General features: G+C 40.3%; 16 protein-coding genes. 3 read left to right on the top strand and 13 right to left on the bottom strand.

The features are described 5' to 3' along the window. Positions 1-216: 216 nt before the first annotated feature. Both serS and H6G74_RS22155 read right to left on the bottom strand, forming a co-directional pair. Positions 217-1,497 carry a serine--tRNA ligase gene (serS, locus tag H6G74_RS22160; protein ID WP_190969711.1) on the bottom strand — a complete coding sequence of 427 codons (1,281 nt, stop codon included), beginning with the start codon at positions 1,495-1,497 and terminating at the stop codon, positions 217-219. Positions 1,498-1,761: 264 nt separating this feature from the next. Next, positions 1,762-2,724, bottom strand: coding sequence for a glycosyltransferase family 2 protein (locus tag H6G74_RS22155; protein WP_190969710.1), 963 nt, complete (start codon positions 2,722-2,724; stop codon positions 1,762-1,764). Between the two features lie 164 nt (positions 2,725-2,888). Here H6G74_RS22155 and H6G74_RS22150 point away from each other — a divergent pair, with 164 nt between their 5' ends. Beyond that, positions 2,889-4,430 carry an ArnT family glycosyltransferase gene (locus H6G74_RS22150; protein WP_190969709.1) on the top strand — a complete coding sequence of 514 codons (1,542 nt, stop codon included), beginning with the start codon at positions 2,889-2,891 and terminating at the stop codon, positions 4,428-4,430. A gap of 25 nt (positions 4,431-4,455) precedes the next feature. On the opposite strand, the gene H6G74_RS22145 is transcribed toward H6G74_RS22150, so the two are convergent. After that, positions 4,456-5,847, bottom strand: a complete 1,392-nt coding sequence (locus H6G74_RS22145; RefSeq protein WP_190969708.1) for a DUF2079 domain-containing protein — start codon at positions 5,845-5,847, stop codon at positions 4,456-4,458. Positions 5,848-5,867: 20 nt separating this feature from the next. Continuing rightward, complete coding sequence (locus H6G74_RS22140) at positions 5,868-6,617, bottom strand: class I SAM-dependent methyltransferase (RefSeq protein ID WP_190969707.1); 750 nt, start codon at positions 6,615-6,617, stop codon at positions 5,868-5,870. A 166-nt stretch (positions 6,618-6,783) separates the two neighbouring features. Between H6G74_RS22140 and dxr the strand changes: the two genes are divergently transcribed. Next, entirely contained in the window at positions 6,784-7,980 is a 1,197-nt protein-coding gene (dxr, locus tag H6G74_RS22135) for a 1-deoxy-D-xylulose-5-phosphate reductoisomerase (protein ID WP_190969706.1), read from the top strand. A 212-nt stretch (positions 7,981-8,192) separates the two neighbouring features. Beyond that, the gene (locus tag H6G74_RS22130; RefSeq protein ID WP_062297526.1) at positions 8,193-8,390 is read left to right on the top strand and encodes a hypothetical protein; all 198 of its coding nucleotides are present in this window, start codon (positions 8,193-8,195) and stop codon (positions 8,388-8,390) included. A gap of 370 nt (positions 8,391-8,760) precedes the next feature. On the opposite strand, the gene H6G74_RS22125 is transcribed toward H6G74_RS22130, so the two are convergent. The 9 genes from H6G74_RS22125 to H6G74_RS22085 form a co-directional block, all read right to left on the bottom strand. Continuing rightward, the gene (locus tag H6G74_RS22125) at positions 8,761-9,258 is read right to left on the bottom strand and encodes an acyl-CoA thioesterase (protein WP_062297527.1); all 498 of its coding nucleotides are present in this window, start codon (positions 9,256-9,258) and stop codon (positions 8,761-8,763) included. 486 nt (positions 9,259-9,744) lie between these two features. Beyond that, the gene (locus tag H6G74_RS22120) at positions 9,745-10,089 is read right to left on the bottom strand and encodes a DUF1815 family protein (protein WP_062297529.1); all 345 of its coding nucleotides are present in this window, start codon (positions 10,087-10,089) and stop codon (positions 9,745-9,747) included. Positions 10,090-11,379: 1,290 nt separating this feature from the next. After that, the gene (locus H6G74_RS22115) at positions 11,380-11,886 is read right to left on the bottom strand and encodes a YceD family protein (RefSeq protein WP_190969705.1); all 507 of its coding nucleotides are present in this window, start codon (positions 11,884-11,886) and stop codon (positions 11,380-11,382) included. Positions 11,887-11,998: 112 nt separating this feature from the next. Then, positions 11,999-12,514 (bottom strand): Jag family protein, encoded by a 516-nt coding sequence (locus tag H6G74_RS22110; RefSeq protein ID WP_190969704.1) that lies wholly within the window; start codon positions 12,512-12,514, stop codon positions 11,999-12,001. A gap of 3 nt (positions 12,515-12,517) precedes the next feature. Beyond that, positions 12,518-13,663: a membrane protein insertase YidC gene (gene yidC / locus H6G74_RS22105; RefSeq protein WP_190969703.1), complete on the bottom strand. Its 1,146-nt coding sequence runs from the start codon at positions 13,661-13,663 to the stop codon at positions 12,518-12,520. Between the two features lie 299 nt (positions 13,664-13,962). Further along, positions 13,963-14,349, bottom strand: coding sequence for a PH domain-containing protein (locus tag H6G74_RS22100; RefSeq protein ID WP_062297535.1), 387 nt, complete (start codon positions 14,347-14,349; stop codon positions 13,963-13,965). Then, the gene (gene rnpA, locus H6G74_RS22095) at positions 14,336-14,758 is read right to left on the bottom strand and encodes a ribonuclease P protein component (RefSeq protein WP_190872016.1); all 423 of its coding nucleotides are present in this window, start codon (positions 14,756-14,758) and stop codon (positions 14,336-14,338) included. Before rnpA ends, H6G74_RS22100 begins: the two co-directional genes overlap by 14 nt. 25 nt (positions 14,759-14,783) lie before the next feature. Further along, a complete protein-coding gene (gene rpmH / locus H6G74_RS22090; protein ID WP_190589250.1) occupies positions 14,784-14,918 on the bottom strand; it encodes a 50S ribosomal protein L34 in 135 nt (44 codons plus the stop codon). Between the two features lie 195 nt (positions 14,919-15,113). Continuing rightward, positions 15,114-15,668 carry a DUF2808 domain-containing protein gene (locus H6G74_RS22085; RefSeq protein ID WP_190969702.1) on the bottom strand — a complete coding sequence of 185 codons (555 nt, stop codon included), beginning with the start codon at positions 15,666-15,668 and terminating at the stop codon, positions 15,114-15,116. Positions 15,669-15,797 lie beyond the last annotated feature (129 nt).

Genomic DNA, 15,797 nt, shown 5'->3' with positions numbered 1-15,797 from the left:
CAGCATGACTGGCTCACTTTGGAATGTATGTTTTTTTCTCTTGTTTCTTTTTTCTTTACTTCCTCTGCTTCATTTTTTGCTCCCGATCGCTTGACTTTTAAGACAGTCGCTACTTTTCTCTTAACTTTAGCCAAGTGGCTTGTGTATTTATCCAAAACCCTTTCACCCCTAAACTCAATCTCCACAGACAACTTTTGTGTGTAAGTACTGGGTTGATTACAACACCTCGCGCCCCAAATAAGGTTGCAGTGCTTCCGGTATCAAAATCGTCCCGTCTGGTTGTTGGTAATTTTCCAAAACCGCGGCCATAGTACGTCCAATTGCTAAACCGGAACCGTTGAGGGTATGGACAAACTGTGTACCTTTTTTACCTGCTTCCTTAAAGCGAATATCCGCGCGTCGTGCTTGGAAGTCTACAAAGTTAGAACAGCTAGAAATTTCGCGGTATTTGCCAGCCGAAGGTAGCCAAACTTCTAAATCATAGGTTTTGGTTGAAGAAAATCCTAAATCTCCAGTGCATAAATTTACTACCCGATAAGGTAGCTTTAATGCCTGTAAAATTGCTTCAGCATTACCTACCAACTTTTCTAGTTCGTCAAAGGATGTCTCAGGCTGGACAAATTTTACCAGTTCCACTTTGTTAAATTGATGCAGGCGAATTAACCCCCGCATATCGCGGCCATAACTACCAGCTTCCCGACGAAAACAGGGAGTATAAGCACAGTGGTAAATAGGTAAGTCTTCGGCGGCGAGAATTTCCCCACGATAGAGGTTTGTCACGGGTACTTCTGCTGTGGGAATTAACCACAAATCATCATCAGCACATTTAAAGCTTTCTTCAGCGAATTTCGGGAGTTGACCGGTTGCTGTCAGTGAGTCAGTGTTAACTAATAGTGGCGGACTCACTTCTATATATCCTGCCTGAATTTGGCGATCGAGCATAAATTGAATTAATGCTCTTTCTAGTGCTGCACCAGCCCCAATTAAGCTAGTAAAGCGGCTTTGGGCAACTTTAACAGCACGCTCAAAATTGAGAATACCTAGTTTTTCGCCAATTTCCCAGTGTGGTAGAATGTTGGGGTTTTTTGGCAGATACTCGTCACCCCAACGGCGAACTTCAACGTTATTTTCCTCATCTTTGCCAACAGGTGTAGAGTCGCTCGGTAAATTGGGTAGAGCGAGTATCAACCTGTTAATTTCAGCTTTCAGTTCTTTTTCTTTTGGTTCCAGTTCACTCAACTGAGCTTTAATGGAGTTACCTTCATCACGCAAAGCTTGAATTTCTGGGTCTTGAGGATTAACACCAGATTTGATCTTCTGACCGACAAGTTTACCAATTTCGTTACTCCGAGCTTGGAGTTGACTGCGGTTCACCTCCAGTTCTCGTTGTTGCTTGTCTAACTCTAATATCGGCTGAATGTCATAATTACCGCTACGACCGTTCAACCGCTCTTGCACTAATTGGGGATTTTCCCGTATTTGCTTGATATCCAGCACAAATTTTTCTCAGTTTTTAGCCTAGAATCTTCTTGATCAATACAGTTAACATACAAAGTTTCAGGTTAGCTGAAAGTTACCCTGCTTTTAATGCCCTTCATTAGTATGAAGGGTTAACAGCACCAGGTTAAGGGATTATTTTACATAACTAAATAATGTAGTTGACAGACTATGTACCGAAGTTCACTTGACAGAGTATCAAGGTAAAAAAGAACACTACGATTAGTATTTTGATTACTGTTGCTTAACTTGATATGACAGCCATTATTTAGACTGCATTTCTGAGACTTTAATTAAACCACCGGTTTCTTTGACAGTATATATAGGGCGGGCTTTCACTTCTTCATAAATTCGACCGATATACTCACCTAAAATACCCATACAAATCAACTGCACAGAACCGAGAAAAAATATGGCAATTGTAATTAAACTGTAACCAATTAAAGGACTAGCATGGTCAAATAAGCGCCAATATAGTACGAGGATGATCATCAATAGAGCGATCGCAGCTGCTACCATACCTAAGTAGGTTGCGAGTTTTAATGGCACTGTAGAAAAGGAAATAATTCCATCTACAGCCAAAGCCCAAGATTTACCGAAAGTATACTTAACTTTGCCAGCAAAACGCGGTTCTCGTTCAAACAGTACAGCAGTTTGGCGAAAACCCGCCCAAGCGCGTAACCCCCGAATGTAACGGTTACGTTCGGGCATAGCATTGAGAATATCTACAACTTGCCTATCTAATAAACAAAAATCTCCGGTGTCAGTGGGGATATCCACATGAGATAAACGCCGGAGGATGCGGTAAAAAGCATAGGCTGTAAAACGTTTGAGCCAACTTTCTTGTTTACGAGCTAAACGTTGAGCGTAAACTACTTCATAGCCCTGTTGCCATTTTTCCACCATCTGAAAAATTAGTTCTGGGGGATCTTGCAGATCCGCATCCATAATAACTGCACACCTGCCTTGGACAAAATTTAGTCCAGCCGTGACAGCAGTTTGATGGCCAAAGTTTCGCGCAAAACTCAGGTAACGCACTCGACTATCACGATGGCGGAGTTCTCGAATCATACTCAAAGAGCGATCGCGGCTACCATCATCGACTAAAATAAATTCCACCTCACCATCTAACTGTTCTGCTACATGATGCAGCCGACGGTACATTTCCGTGATATTCTCTTCTTCGTTATAAATAGGAATGACCAAAGAGTATATTGGTTGAATCACAGTTTTTATGGGATTATTTCATCAAGACAGCAAGAAAAGGCCAGATTCAAGTAGATATATACTATAAACTTGGTGATGTCGTCCCTGATATAAAATTCCTTAAAATTATATCTAGTTATCGTAATCAATAAACAATCAATAAAATAATTAAACTAAATTTCTCTATGCGCCCATTCCGAGAAACAGAATGGCTATTTACCTTGTTACTAGGTGCTTTACTTCTGTGGTTGCTGTGTTTAGGAAATTCCCCCTTACGCGACTGGGATGAAGGTACAGTAGCACAAGTCGCCAGAGAAATTTGGCGTGCTGCTTTTGGTTCTCTGCATTGGCTGTATCCAACTTTAGGTGGCGAACCTTATCATAATAAGCCACCTCTGATGCACTTGTTAATTGCTTGGTGTTACTCTCTAGGCGGTGTAAATGAATGGACAACACGCCTACCGGGTGCTTTATTAACTGCCTTGGGAGTGCCGTTATTGTATTTAGTAGGAATTTTGCTGTTTAACGATAGTTTACCAGCTTTGTTTGCGGCTTTAGTTTATTTAACAACTTTACCTGTAGTGCGTCATGGACGCTTGGCAATGCTAGACGGTGCCAGTATTACGTTTTTTTTACTATTATTATTTTGTTTATTAAAATCACGTCAGCAAAAACCTTGGGCTTTAGGGGTGGGATTTTGTCTAGGGTTAATTACTCTGACTAAAGGGATGCTGGTTTTGTTGCTGGGAGGTATTGCAGGATTATTTATCTTGGCTTCATCGCCGTTAATTGTGTTGAATAACCCTTACTTATGGGCTGGAATTGTATTAGGAATTGCACCGGCGATCGCGTGGTATATTGCCCAATGGCAGCATTATGGTAGTAATTTCTTCCAGATAAATTTACAAGCGCAAACATTTGACCGCATATCCCAACCTGTTGAGGGTAATACAGGCGCTCCTTGGTATTATTTAATTGAGTTATTAAAGTATGCTTTTCCTTGGTTGTTATTTTGGCCAGCAGGATTTTATCTAGCTTGGAAGAAACGTTATGCTAGTTGGAGTCGCTTAATTTTAATTGGTACGATTGTTTACTTTGTAGCCATATCTTTAATAACTACAAAATTGCCTTGGTATATTATGCCTTTATATCCATTTTTAGCCTTGGCAATTGGGGTAGAACTGAGTGAAGTTTGGCAAAATCAAGTAATTAATCGGAAAGTTTGGGGAATATTTATATTTTTGATGGCGCTGGCTGGTTTAGGAGGTTGCGTTTACTTTATTATTGCCCAGGAAGAGCCTGTATTAGTTGCGATGGCTATTATTTTAACGATGAGTATGAGTTTAGCAACATGGTTGATTTATAAATGCGATCGCAGATTTATTCCTGTGTTATTTTCTGGGATGTATTTAGTACTATTACTATTGATGAGTTCACAATCTTGGATTTGGGAATTAAATGAAGCATTCCTGGTTAAACCAGTTGCAGTCTTAATTCGCAACCATGTCTCACCAGGAACAAAAATTTACACATCATTTGCTAATGGTCGCCCTAGCTTAAATTTTTATTGTGATTGTCAAGTCATCCCAGAAACTACGCCAATTCTGCAACAAAAGTTGGCAAATAATGATTATTTACTTTTAGATAACGCTACATTAAAAAATTTAAATTTACCTAAGAGTAAAGTTTTAGGTAGTGCTGAAGATTTCAGTTTAATTTCACCATAGCTACAAATTCAGGTAAAACTATAAATCAATTTTTAATAATTTTACTAAATAAATATACATCATCACGCTGGTATTTTAATTGAAAATCAGTATCATTCTTAAGTTTATCTAATAATATAAGATTTAACTCTTGATTACCAGATAAGTCATGATGGCGTGTATTAAGTAGAATATAATCAAATGTATTTACTTGTGTTAAAGGCAAATTATCTTGAATTAAATTAATGCTGGGGCGATGACTTAAATGAGGAGCAATTTTCGCTGTTGTGAGAACGCTATCTTGAGTGTTTACCAAAGCGATCGCTTCTCGTGTAGCTTGCCAAGTATCAAGAGACTGAAGATATCTCCCAAAAAAATGAGTATATTTTGCTAGACATAAAAATCCTACCAGCGACCATATAATAATTCTGCGTTTGTCTTGGATTAATCCTTTTCCTGCTGCCAAGCTCGAAATTAAAACTAACAAGATAAACGGCAAAGCAGGGAGAGAATACTGATGAATTAAATCTTTTTGTGGTTGATAATCAGCAATTATATTAAGTGCCACACAAGGTATAGCAGCTACCAAAGGTTTTATCCCTGCAAGAGAAAAACCCCAAATTACGGGTACTAATAGCAGTAATAAATATTCTAAGTTACTTAATACAAATACTTTCCCTAAAATTATTCCTGGTTGCAAAATTATATTTTTAGCAATTTCTGGAACTGAGTTACCTAAATAACTATAACGCCCGACTGCTGCTGGCTCTGCACCACTAAAAGTAGGAATAATTATTCTAGATGCTATCAAAAACCAAGCTACACCAGCACCCAGCGCGATCGCACCATATAAACGCCGCTTTTCAAACACCAATAACCAAAACCCCATCGCGGCAACTGTGAAGGAAAGCACAGCTTTACACCCTAGTATGAGGAATATATATAAGCAAAACCATCTTATTTGATTACGACGTGCTGCCAAAACTGCCGCTAAAAATAAAGGTAAAGCAATTACTTCTGGATGGAAATCAAATAAATTGACATTAAATATTAAAGGATATAACAAATAAACAGCCGCCATTGCTACTGATTGGCTTTCTTTTAATCCAGCTTGACGTGCTAATTGCCAAGTAGGTAAAGCGCCTGATGCTAAAGCAATTGCTTGTACTGCGAATAGCCAGTATACACTAGGATAAATTTTATAAAGTAAAGCCAAAGGATACCATATCCAAGCTGCATGATCACCAAGAATGTGATAACCCATGAATGTTGAAATTGGTGGTTTTCCTTGACTAATTAAATATGCTGCTTGGTCAAAAATCCCTAAATCAAAGGCAGTCGATTGAAACAATTCATGACGTAAAATACTGGATGCAAATAAAATTAAGGCACTTACACCCATCATCCAAAATATAGAATTAATTGCAGGCGATCGCATAAAAAATACTGTGCTAAATTTTATAGTTTTGACTGATTTTTTTGTGCCATTAACGCAACAGATACACCAAAAGGTAAACTGACTCGATTCATAAAGTAACGTTCACTAGCAAATAAAAAAGTTAAAAATTTATTGATAAGTTTCGCAGGTAAATTTAAATCGCCACTAGCATCCGATTTTTTATCAAGTTTGAGTAGATTTTTTAATAAACGTACTCCAGCTACCAAGGGAAATAACCAAGTATTAAAATAGCTGCCATAGCCGATACTATAACCAGCTAGTCTCACAACTCTTTTTAATCTTTTCAATGTATAGCGACGTTTATGATAGTTAATTTCATCATGATAACTCCATAAAAATTGATAAGCCGGTACTGTAATTAATAACCAACTATTTGGTTTTAGTCTGCTAGACAATGCTTCTAAAGCGGCTAAATCATCATCAATATGTTCTAAAACATCTAAGATAACAATTAAGTCATACTGGTCGTTAAAGGGAATTTGATCAGGTAGGCTACCTTGTCGGACTGTAGTGACTTGCCTTTCATTCGCTAACTGACAAGCTGTCTCATCAAACTCCATCGCTGCAACTTCACCGTAACGAGCCAACATACTTAAGTTGCCTCCAGTACCACAGCCAGCTTCTAGAATTTTGGCATTGTTTGGCAGTTTGAGTTGACGAATCAATTTTTCTACAATTTGACGACGACCGACAAACCACCAATGTTGATCCTCAACAGCCGCATACTTGAGATAAAAATTTTTATCCATACCAAAATTTGGTGTCTGAGCAATAATGCCAATATTTTCACACTTTTTCGCACTGCAAATGCAGTTTCATAACTCAGCATTTTTCATGATTGATTGTGGCGATCGCTGTTATAAATCAGTCCCAAGCAATTTATAGTGGGAGTTATCTCTAAATTATTAAGCAATTGTGAAAGCTATTACTCTTCTTGGTTCCACTGGCTCTATCGGTACTCAGACTTTAGATATTGTCGCTCAGTACCCAGATAAATTTCGGATTGTTGGATTGGCAGCAGGTAATAATGTCGAGATGTTGGCGGATCAAATTCGGCAGTTTCGACCGAGTATAGCAGCGATCGCAGCTGAAGATAAATTACCCGCACTCCAAGCCGCCATCCAAGACCTCAATCCCCAACCCATTTTAGTGGCTGGTAGCGCCGGAGTGATTGAAGTTGCCCGCTATGGCGATGCCGAGACTGTTGTTACCGGGATTGTTGGTTGTGCTGGTTTATTACCCACCATCGCCGCCATTGAAGCTGGTAAAGATATTGCCCTCGCTAACAAAGAAACCTTAATTGCTGGCGGCCCTGTAGTTCTCCCCTTGGTAGAAAAACATGGGGTAAAACTCTTACCTGCTGATTCTGAACACTCAGCCATATTTCAATGCTTGCAAGGTGTTCCCCAAGGTGGACTGCGGAAAATTTTGCTGACAGCCTCTGGTGGTGCTTTCCGTGATTGGCCTGTAGAAAAGTTGCCAGAAGTTACTGTCGCCGATGCCCTCAAACATCCTAACTGGTCAATGGGCAGAAAAATTACAGTAGACTCGGCGACTTTGATGAATAAAGGGTTGGAAGTTATTGAAGCTCACTTTTTGTTTGGCTTAGATTACGACAATATCGAAATCGTCATCCATCCTCAAAGTATTATTCACTCGTTAATTGAGTTACAAGACACCTCTGTATTAGCCCAACTTGGCTGGACAGATATGCGTTTACCCTTGTTATATGCTTTATCTTGGCCCGATCGCATTTACACAGATTGGGAACGACTCGATTTAGTCAAAGCTGGTAGTTTTACCTTCCGTGAGCCAGATCATCAAAAATACCCTTGTATGCAGTTAGCTTATGCCGCAGGTAAAGCAGGTGGTTCGATGCCAGCCGTGTTGAATGCAGCTAATGAGCAAGCTGTAGCTTTATTTTTAGAAGAGAAAATTCGCTTTTTAGATATTCCCCGGTGTATTGAATGGGTATGCGATCGCCATCAAAATGATAACTGTACAAATCCTTCTTTAGATGACATTTTGGCAGCAGATCAATGGGCAAGACAAGAAGTCTTAACCGCAACTAAAAATTTAGCAACTTCCCCGCAGATGATTTCTCTGCACTAAAAACTCAGATATAACAATCCTTTGATTTGTAACAATTCTGTAATTCAGATACCTGGCTTCTTTGATAAGTCTGGTATCTTGTTTTTTATAAATTTTTTCTAAAGAATAGCCGTAAACAGAAATTTACTCGGTAATTTCCGCTATCATTACCACAATAGTTTTTACTTAATTTTATCCCATAATTTATCCTAAATTCTTATTTAAGAATTACCATGATTCCAACTTTAATTATTGCTTGGATTGTATTTACAATATTATGGAAAGTTGTCAAAACCACTGTGAGTAATGCCCTGACTATTGCGGCAATTATTATTTTATTACAGGTAGGTTTTGGCATTACACCGATGGATATTTGGCATCAGATCATTCAGTTTACTCAAACTCTCTCGCAAATTCGCCTTAATAAATAATCAGAATCCAGGTGCAATTATCTCAGGACTTACACGCCAAGATTGTCCCAATAGATTGGGTATAAGGCAATACGGTTCAGATAAGAAAAATAAATTTCAACAAAACCAGCAAATGATCACTCAAAAAAAACGAAAAAATGATTTTGGAGGGGGTTTGGGGGACGCAACCGTCCCCCAATCGGGGGCTTGGGGGAGAATCCCCCAAATCTTGCTCACTGTCTAATAGGTAGAGCAAAAATTGAGAAATCAACTCTCACCACCTTAACTGAACCATATTGGGGTATAAGCGTGTAGGTGTGAGGTTTACTTATTCAAAACCCTTACACCCTACACCCAGTCTCCACAGATTATATTTGCGCCTCAGTCCTAATTAGTTACCATGCAATCCCGCAATCTTCGCCAGCGCATCCTTAACATTTGCAGGTAGCTGGCGCATAATCTTGCCTCTTTCTCTATCCAGTGCGACTAAGGTGACTTTAGCGGTGACATACAATTGCTGTCCATCAACAGAAACAATTGCATAGTCCCAGTTAATCCGCACACCAGTGACTTCCGTCATCCGAGTTTTGACAATAGCCTGCATACCCAATTGAATGGAACGGTGATAGCGTATTGAAATTTCTACCACTGGTAAATCACAGCCTAGTGCTACTAAATCAGCAAATTCAATCCCGATAGAGCGCAAACACTCTACCCTTGCTTCTTCCATCCAAGTTAAATAAGTACCATGCCAGACAATACCTGCATAGTCAGTATGATGGGGTTGTACTCTAATCGGATATTCAAACCAACTCTCAAACGCACGACTCTCTGTAACTTCAATAGCATCGGTTGGTGGTAGTGCTGGGTTTGGTTGTGATTCAGACATTTTCCAGTTTGTGACTAACTATGGTTTTCCACCTCTGGAATATCACAAAAATGAGACATCTATGCCACAGGAGTGCCAAAATCATCCTGCGATCGCATGTCATAATTTAAATCACCATCAACCAAAATCTCTCCCAGTTGCCTGACCCTCATATCACAGATGTAGCAACCAACAATTCAATGATTTTAAATGTCGCACAGAACAATGACATCACCAAGGGCTTTTTGCTTGGTCAATTCCCAATTTTTTTTCAATCAATGTCGCAGATGCACAAAATCTGAAAAATTGTTTCTATTTTCAGTTCACAGAAACAAAACGTTTTACAACCTAACCATTCACCAATCTTATTGAAGGTAATGGTGAATAGGTAATGGAGGATGAAAAACCCTACCACAATTACCAATTACCAATTACCAGTGAGCCATTGTTAATGAGCAACTTATTCTCTGAGTTTGTTTGAAAATAACCCATCAGATCCCGAAACCCTTAACTCTTCTTGGCTAAGGTTTTACCGCTTGCATAAGCTGGTACAGATTGCTTCACAAGATTTGCCAGTTCCTGTAACTGGTTAATTGCTTCAGCTCCCTCTAATTTCATTAATTCGCGGTCATCCCGCATTTCTGTCCAAGTAATTCCATAATCTGATACCAAAAATCGAATCAGATGGTTATTTCCCAGGCTCACCATAAACGAAGCACTATTCATCTGGTCGCCACAGGTATAACAAGACGCAGGATAACCACGCCGTTCTAGTACAATTGCCAAGGCTTGTAGGTTCATTACCAAGTCTTGAACGAATTGCCGATGTTGATGTGCTAATCTCAGAAACACGTTTGTCCTCCAGACACCACAGTCATTTTAGTCACTTTTATATTTTTTTTAGATTTTCTTACCCACTGGTATTGTAAACTATCCATTACAATTCCCGGTTATATTTGCAGTAGTTAATTAACTACATTGCTTAGGGTATGAGATAACTATTCAGTTTGCCGTATCAAACTATTCAGTTTGCAAGTTTAATCTTTCAGACAGAACTTTAAAAATTATTGTTTCTTCATATACTTCTGTCATCAAAGATGATAGCTTACGGCGATCCGTTTTAAGAGTAACCCAAATTTGGTACTAGTCAACCACAGAAAAGCTACGGATATCGCGTTTACTAGCTATGTGTAGCCTAACCTATGATGTGCAGAAGCTTGAATCTCCTTTAATGTTCTTTACGCCTTTGCTTTGCTAGTCAACTGAGAGCATCTTTAACTATCAGTTTGGTATGACTCAAGGCTTAGGTAATAAATTTCGAGACCTCCTAAATAAATATATGGAGTTTGGTAGAAAAACTTGCAGAGGTGAGATGCTGCGTAGCAGGAATATTAATAGCTTGGCAGAAAATTTTGATACAAAAAGTGTTCTGAGTCACTAAGATAATTTTTTACCCAACTATCTCTAGGCACAAACCAGAGAATAACTAAACCGAGAATAGGTATGTTGCCAATTCGCCAGTTATAGGAGGAGGTAGGAGGCAGAAGGCAGGAGGCAGGAGGTAAATATACTCTGACTGCTACAACTTTGATGCCAGATACAGCATTTTTCATGAAGTACATTAATCTAGTACAGGTCGGCGTAAATAAACAGACTATCTGGAATTGCTAAAACGCTTGTAGTATCGTTATTCTTTCTTTTTCCTTTTGCCTTTTTACTTTTGCCTTGTTGTACTAGCCTCTAGCCTCTAGCCCCTATTAACTTGTACTGCACTCAACCGAAAAACACTGTAATAGAAAACAAGCTGGGCAAGATTGAGATCGCAATTTCCAATCCAAAACCTCAACAGGGATAAGATGTAATAAATGATTAAGTATACTTATACTCCTGAAATGAGGAGTGTTGATTTTTGCAGAAATTTCTGTTAATTCATCATATTTTAGAGTTAGGGTTTGTCACTCTAACAATAGTTAGAGATTAATGCAACAAACAGATGTACAACTTGAGCAAAATTTTATTTTATGGTGCGATCGCCCAAAATTTTCTCTAGAAACCTATTTGTATATTTTTATAAACAATTAGCACGCTGAACAAGTGGTGCTAATTGATTTTCTTCCCACCCTTAGCTACAAAAGTTCTGCACTATCCAGGGAGTTGCTTTTTCAAAGCTTCTAAGCCAGCCCAACGGCTATCAACAGGCTTTTCTGGCTTCTCATCCACACTGTCCAAAATACCTGGACAATTCAAGTCACATAACTGGCGCTGAGGCATTTCTAAGCACATCTGCTCATACAGCCATTCACTAGGAAAAAAATATCCATTGGGCGACAAGGTTTCTACCAAGTCTTCCATAGCCACTTCTCTTTCTAGAGGCAAGTCTTGTGGTTGATTAGCTACCTCATCCAACCAAATAACTTCTTTAGTTTTTACCGCTAAACGGTGATTATACTGCTGCAAACATCGGTTACACGTACAGGTAATAATTGTTTCTGCCTGACCGGATACTTCTAGGTAATTACCGTGATGTTGGACACGAATACGACCTCGAATTGGTGTTAATGTTTCTAGCCCAGGCAGAAACTCTTGAACCTGAATTTCCTCTGTCCGCTCCGGGGCTTTAGTGAGCTGCGGAATAAAAATTGCGTCCATAGGATTTGTGAGATACCCTCACTCAAATTTATGTTACTAATCAGCAATTTTGCTGATACTACATTTTGATTTTAGCTCTTAGCACAGTCACAACTGTTAACTAAGTGAGCTTTCATAACTCCATAGCCGGACGCACAACCAAATTCCGATGCGGTTCTTTGCCACGGCTGAAGGTTTCTAAATCAGCAAATTCCTTCAAAAATGTGTGGATTTGCCGCCGTTCAGCTGAACTGAGAGATTTAATTTCCACTTCTCGACCAAAACTCCGCACTTCATCAGCTGCGGCTTCCGCTAAGGCGCGAATTTCCGCTTGTCTTTTCACCCGATAACCATTTAACTCAATGGTATAGGATGCTTGTTCTGCTTGTGGCTGGTTCAGGTTAAGGACGGAATTAGCTAGATACTGAATTGCGTCCAAAACCGAACCATCAGCACCAATCAGAACTTTGATTTGCGTTGGAGTTAAGTTGGTTTCGTCAATTGTCAACCAGTAATTATCCGGTTCTGGGGCATCATCATCTTGAGGCGGGGCTACTTCTATATTGCCTCCAATTTCCGCAGAGACCCCAGTGAGTTCCAGCAGTGATTTTAACCACTGCTGACCTCGCTGCATGGAACTGTTAGTCATCTATCAACCTGTAGGCTTTTTCTTAGAACTTTTTGGTTCAAAAGGTAATGCTTTTTGTTCTGCCACTGCTGCTTCTTTCTCTTGGATGGCTACAATTTTTTGCAGTTCCTCTGGTAAGGGTTCACGAGAGAGAATGTAAGTTTGCAGAGTTTGGAAAATATTACCAATTACCATATACATCAACACCCCAGCAGGTAAGGGGAAGAATAAAAACATCCCAGAAAAGATGACTGGGGTGATTTTGTTGACTGTATCCTGTTGGGGGTTGCCGCCACTGGAGTTCTGCCCGGAAAGAATTTGGCTGACGTAGAGACTGACCCCAAAGAAAATGACCATCGCTACAATATCCCAGTGGATGGTACCGTCGGGATCAATTGCGCCAACTCTACCCAAGGCATCGATGAATAAAAATCCTTTATCGGCTGCTAGTCCAGGAATTGTGCCTTGCAGTGTCACATCTCCAGGTTGTAAGGCTTCAATATTACCTTCAGCATCGATTTTGATTCTTTCTTCGCCTTTGGTGATTTTCCATTCGGGCGTGAGTTTGGTTTCTGGGTGTTCTGTTAATAAGACATCAAAAGGCTTACCTTCTAAGGTCTGATATTGGATTTTGGTTTTTTCTCCGACTGCTAGTTTGCTACCGCCAGGGAGAATAGCAGTTACTTTATGGTGTTCCCCATCAGCAACGTAGATGTTTTGTGGGGGAGTCGCAAAGGCTTGTGGTTGAATTCTTTCGATTTGTTCAGATGGCAAGATTTGCAGGTTGACGGAGTAATTTACGCCGGCAAACGGTGATCCCCGTAAAGTGGCAAACAAAGCTAACAATACAGGCATTTGCAACAGTAATGGTAAACATCCTGCTAAGGGGTTGCCGAACTCCTTTTGGACGTTCATCATTTCTTCTTGTTGCTTTTGCGGATCGTCTTTATAGCGTTCTTTGATTTCTTGCATCCGCTTTTGCATGAGAGGCTGCACAATTCGCATCCGCCGCATATTGCGGATTGAACCAGCACTCAGGGGGTAAAGCGCAAAGCGGACTATCAATGTCAAGGCCACGATCGCCAATCCATAGCTCGGCAAAATGCCGTAGAAAAAGTCTATGATTGGCAACATGACGTTGTTTGAGAGGAAGCCGATACCAAAGTCCATTATTCTGAATTCAACCTGAGGTACTGTAAATTTAACTGAATCTAATTTATCTAAATCGTGATTCGGCTGCGACTATCTCTCGCTACGGATAGCCGCACCAGGGCAAAATTGGGAGTGGGTAGGGGCGGGTTGAGTGAATGAATTTATGGGTAGACGAAATACTTCAATTAACCCGCCCGTACAGGAGTTTGGAGTTGTAGGTAGTATTTGATAAATGGAAAGTTGCGAATTTTTTATTTTATACAAAGCAATTATGACTTTCCCCTACTCCCTACTCCCTACTCCCGATTCCCTACCTGTTATTGAGCCGCGCTATAGGTGGGATTTTTGGCAGCGATTTTTTCATTGATGTAGTCATAGACTTCGCGGAAATTGGGAACTGCCCGCATTTCCAAGCGACTGCCATTTCTGAGGGTGACTACCATATCTCCCCAAATGCCAACACCACGGGGAACTTTGACGATTTTGACAATTTCTGAGTAAATAATGTCAGTGCGATCGCGTCCCATCCAACCGCCAGTCACCGAAATCCGTCGGTCTGTAATGCGATAGCGCAGCCACAATGCTCTGACAATCGCTCCAACTGTTAAGGGAATACCCACAACAGTCAGTCCAATCAGCAAGTTGAGAATTAAGTCCCCAATGTGAGGCCCGCCTTCATAATAAATTTCTTCACGAATGCCCATTTAATACCTCAGCTTGTGCCAACAACTGCTCTAATTCTTGCAGAAATTGTTGGCTTCCGCACTTAGATTCTGCTGTTGTTGGTTTTACCACAAATACCAACCGCCATCCTGGAGATAATTTTGGCAACAACTGATGCAAGGCTGCTGCCATTTGTCGTTTAATGCGGTTACGCACGACAGCCTTTTTACTGACTTTCGTGCTGATCGATATCCCAATTTTTGTACTATCAACTTTTTTGGTATCAGTTGCTAGTTTAGTTGTAGCAGCAGTATCTCCAGCAGATTCTGGAGTAGCTTTTGGTTTTAAAGCTCTCAATGTGAAATGAGAGCTTTGTCGCCGAATTCCTTCGCGGAAAACTGCCTGAAAATCTTTGCGAGATTTTAGTCGATTCGCCTTGGGCAAAGCCACAGCCCCTCTAGTTGCTGAAAATGCTCTAAACGCTCAGACGATAACGTCCTCTTTTTCTCCTAGCTTTGATGACGTTTCTGCCGTCTGGTGTTCTCATTCTGGCACGAAAACCGGAGGTTCTTTTTCTCTTACGGCAAGTACCGCGCAGGGTTCTTTTCATACTGCTGTCCTCTAAGGCGATTCTTATAAAAAGTCACAATCTATAATCTTACCATTGCTTTTAGTCAAGAGTCAAAAGTCTATCTTGCCCCTTCGGGGAGGGAACAGGGAATAGGGAACCGTATCTTGGTCTAAAGCCTCGCTTCTCGTAAGTGGCTTCCCTGTTACCTTATAAAGTTGAGCATTGACTTGAGACCTAGGTGATACTCAAAATCCAAGTTCCTACGTAACGTAGTAGTGGGGTATCGCCTGGGGAGAGAACTTGACAGTTAAAATAGTAAACCCCACCAAATGAAGGATTCTGTACATTAGATAAAACTACTTCCACAGGGCGGCCTGCGGGGACTGGTTCTTCGGGAAAGATTTCGATGATGCGGCCTTCTTTATCCCATTTCACTTCCGAAATTGGTACTTTTTTCCCTCTAACTCTGACTTCTATTTTCTTGGGATCAAAACTGCCTTTGTAGTAGTTGGGGTAGGTAATGGCAAATTGCGCCACTGCCAATTTCATTTTTTGTTGGGGAATTTTGAGGATGTATCTATCTGTGCTGTTTGTTTGTCCGCCAAAATCCAAGCGGAAAGGTAGCTGATTTTCGGCTTTGACACCGCTAAATAATGTGAATCCAGGTAAGCTTTGTGCAGAGACTTGAGTCGTCAATCCTGTTAAAAGGCAGCTAGTTACAGCTAAAGTAGAAAGAATTGCGACTTGTGGCTTGCGTATCAACCGATGACTGAACAGTGAACGTTGCATAGTTAGGCTCCTCTAGCAGATATAACCTGTTTATGTAAATACTCTTGTTGAGTATTCGTAACTAAACTTTACTACCGAATTCTTGACAATGGACGATGACCGAACATAAAAAGTGCCATATTTTCAGCG

Source organism: Nostoc spongiaeforme FACHB-130 (genome assembly GCF_014698475.1).
Classification (GTDB): domain Bacteria; phylum Cyanobacteriota; class Cyanobacteriia; order Cyanobacteriales; family Nostocaceae; genus Nostoc_B; species Nostoc_B spongiaeforme.
The sequence above is the reverse complement of the archived record's forward strand: the minus strand, read 5'-3'. Positions and strand labels throughout refer to the sequence as shown.

Coding starts and splice junctions, on each gene's coding strand:
- H6G74_RS22150 (WP_190969709.1), top strand. CDS start 2,889: ATGCGCCCATTCCGAGAAACAGAATGGCTATTTACCTTGTTACTAGGT.
- H6G74_RS22145 (WP_190969708.1), bottom strand. CDS start 5,847: ATGCGATCGCCTGCAATTAATTCTATATTTTGGATGATGGGTGTAAGT.
- H6G74_RS22140 (WP_190969707.1), bottom strand. CDS start 6,617: ATGGATAAAAATTTTTATCTCAAGTATGCGGCTGTTGAGGATCAACAT.
- H6G74_RS22130 (WP_062297526.1), top strand. CDS start 8,193: ATGATTCCAACTTTAATTATTGCTTGGATTGTATTTACAATATTATGG.
- H6G74_RS22125 (WP_062297527.1), bottom strand. CDS start 9,258: ATGTCTGAATCACAACCAAACCCAGCACTACCACCAACCGATGCTATT.
- H6G74_RS22115 (WP_190969705.1), bottom strand. CDS start 11,886: ATGGACGCAATTTTTATTCCGCAGCTCACTAAAGCCCCGGAGCGGACA.
- H6G74_RS22110 (WP_190969704.1), bottom strand. CDS start 12,514: ATGACTAACAGTTCCATGCAGCGAGGTCAGCAGTGGTTAAAATCACTG.
- yidC (WP_190969703.1), bottom strand. CDS start 13,663: ATGGACTTTGGTATCGGCTTCCTCTCAAACAACGTCATGTTGCCAATC.
- H6G74_RS22100 (WP_062297535.1), bottom strand. CDS start 14,349: ATGGGCATTCGTGAAGAAATTTATTATGAAGGCGGGCCTCACATTGGG.
- rpmH (WP_190589250.1), bottom strand. CDS start 14,918: ATGAAAAGAACCCTGCGCGGTACTTGCCGTAAGAGAAAAAGAACCTCC.
- H6G74_RS22085 (WP_190969702.1), bottom strand. CDS start 15,668: ATGCAACGTTCACTGTTCAGTCATCGGTTGATACGCAAGCCACAAGTC.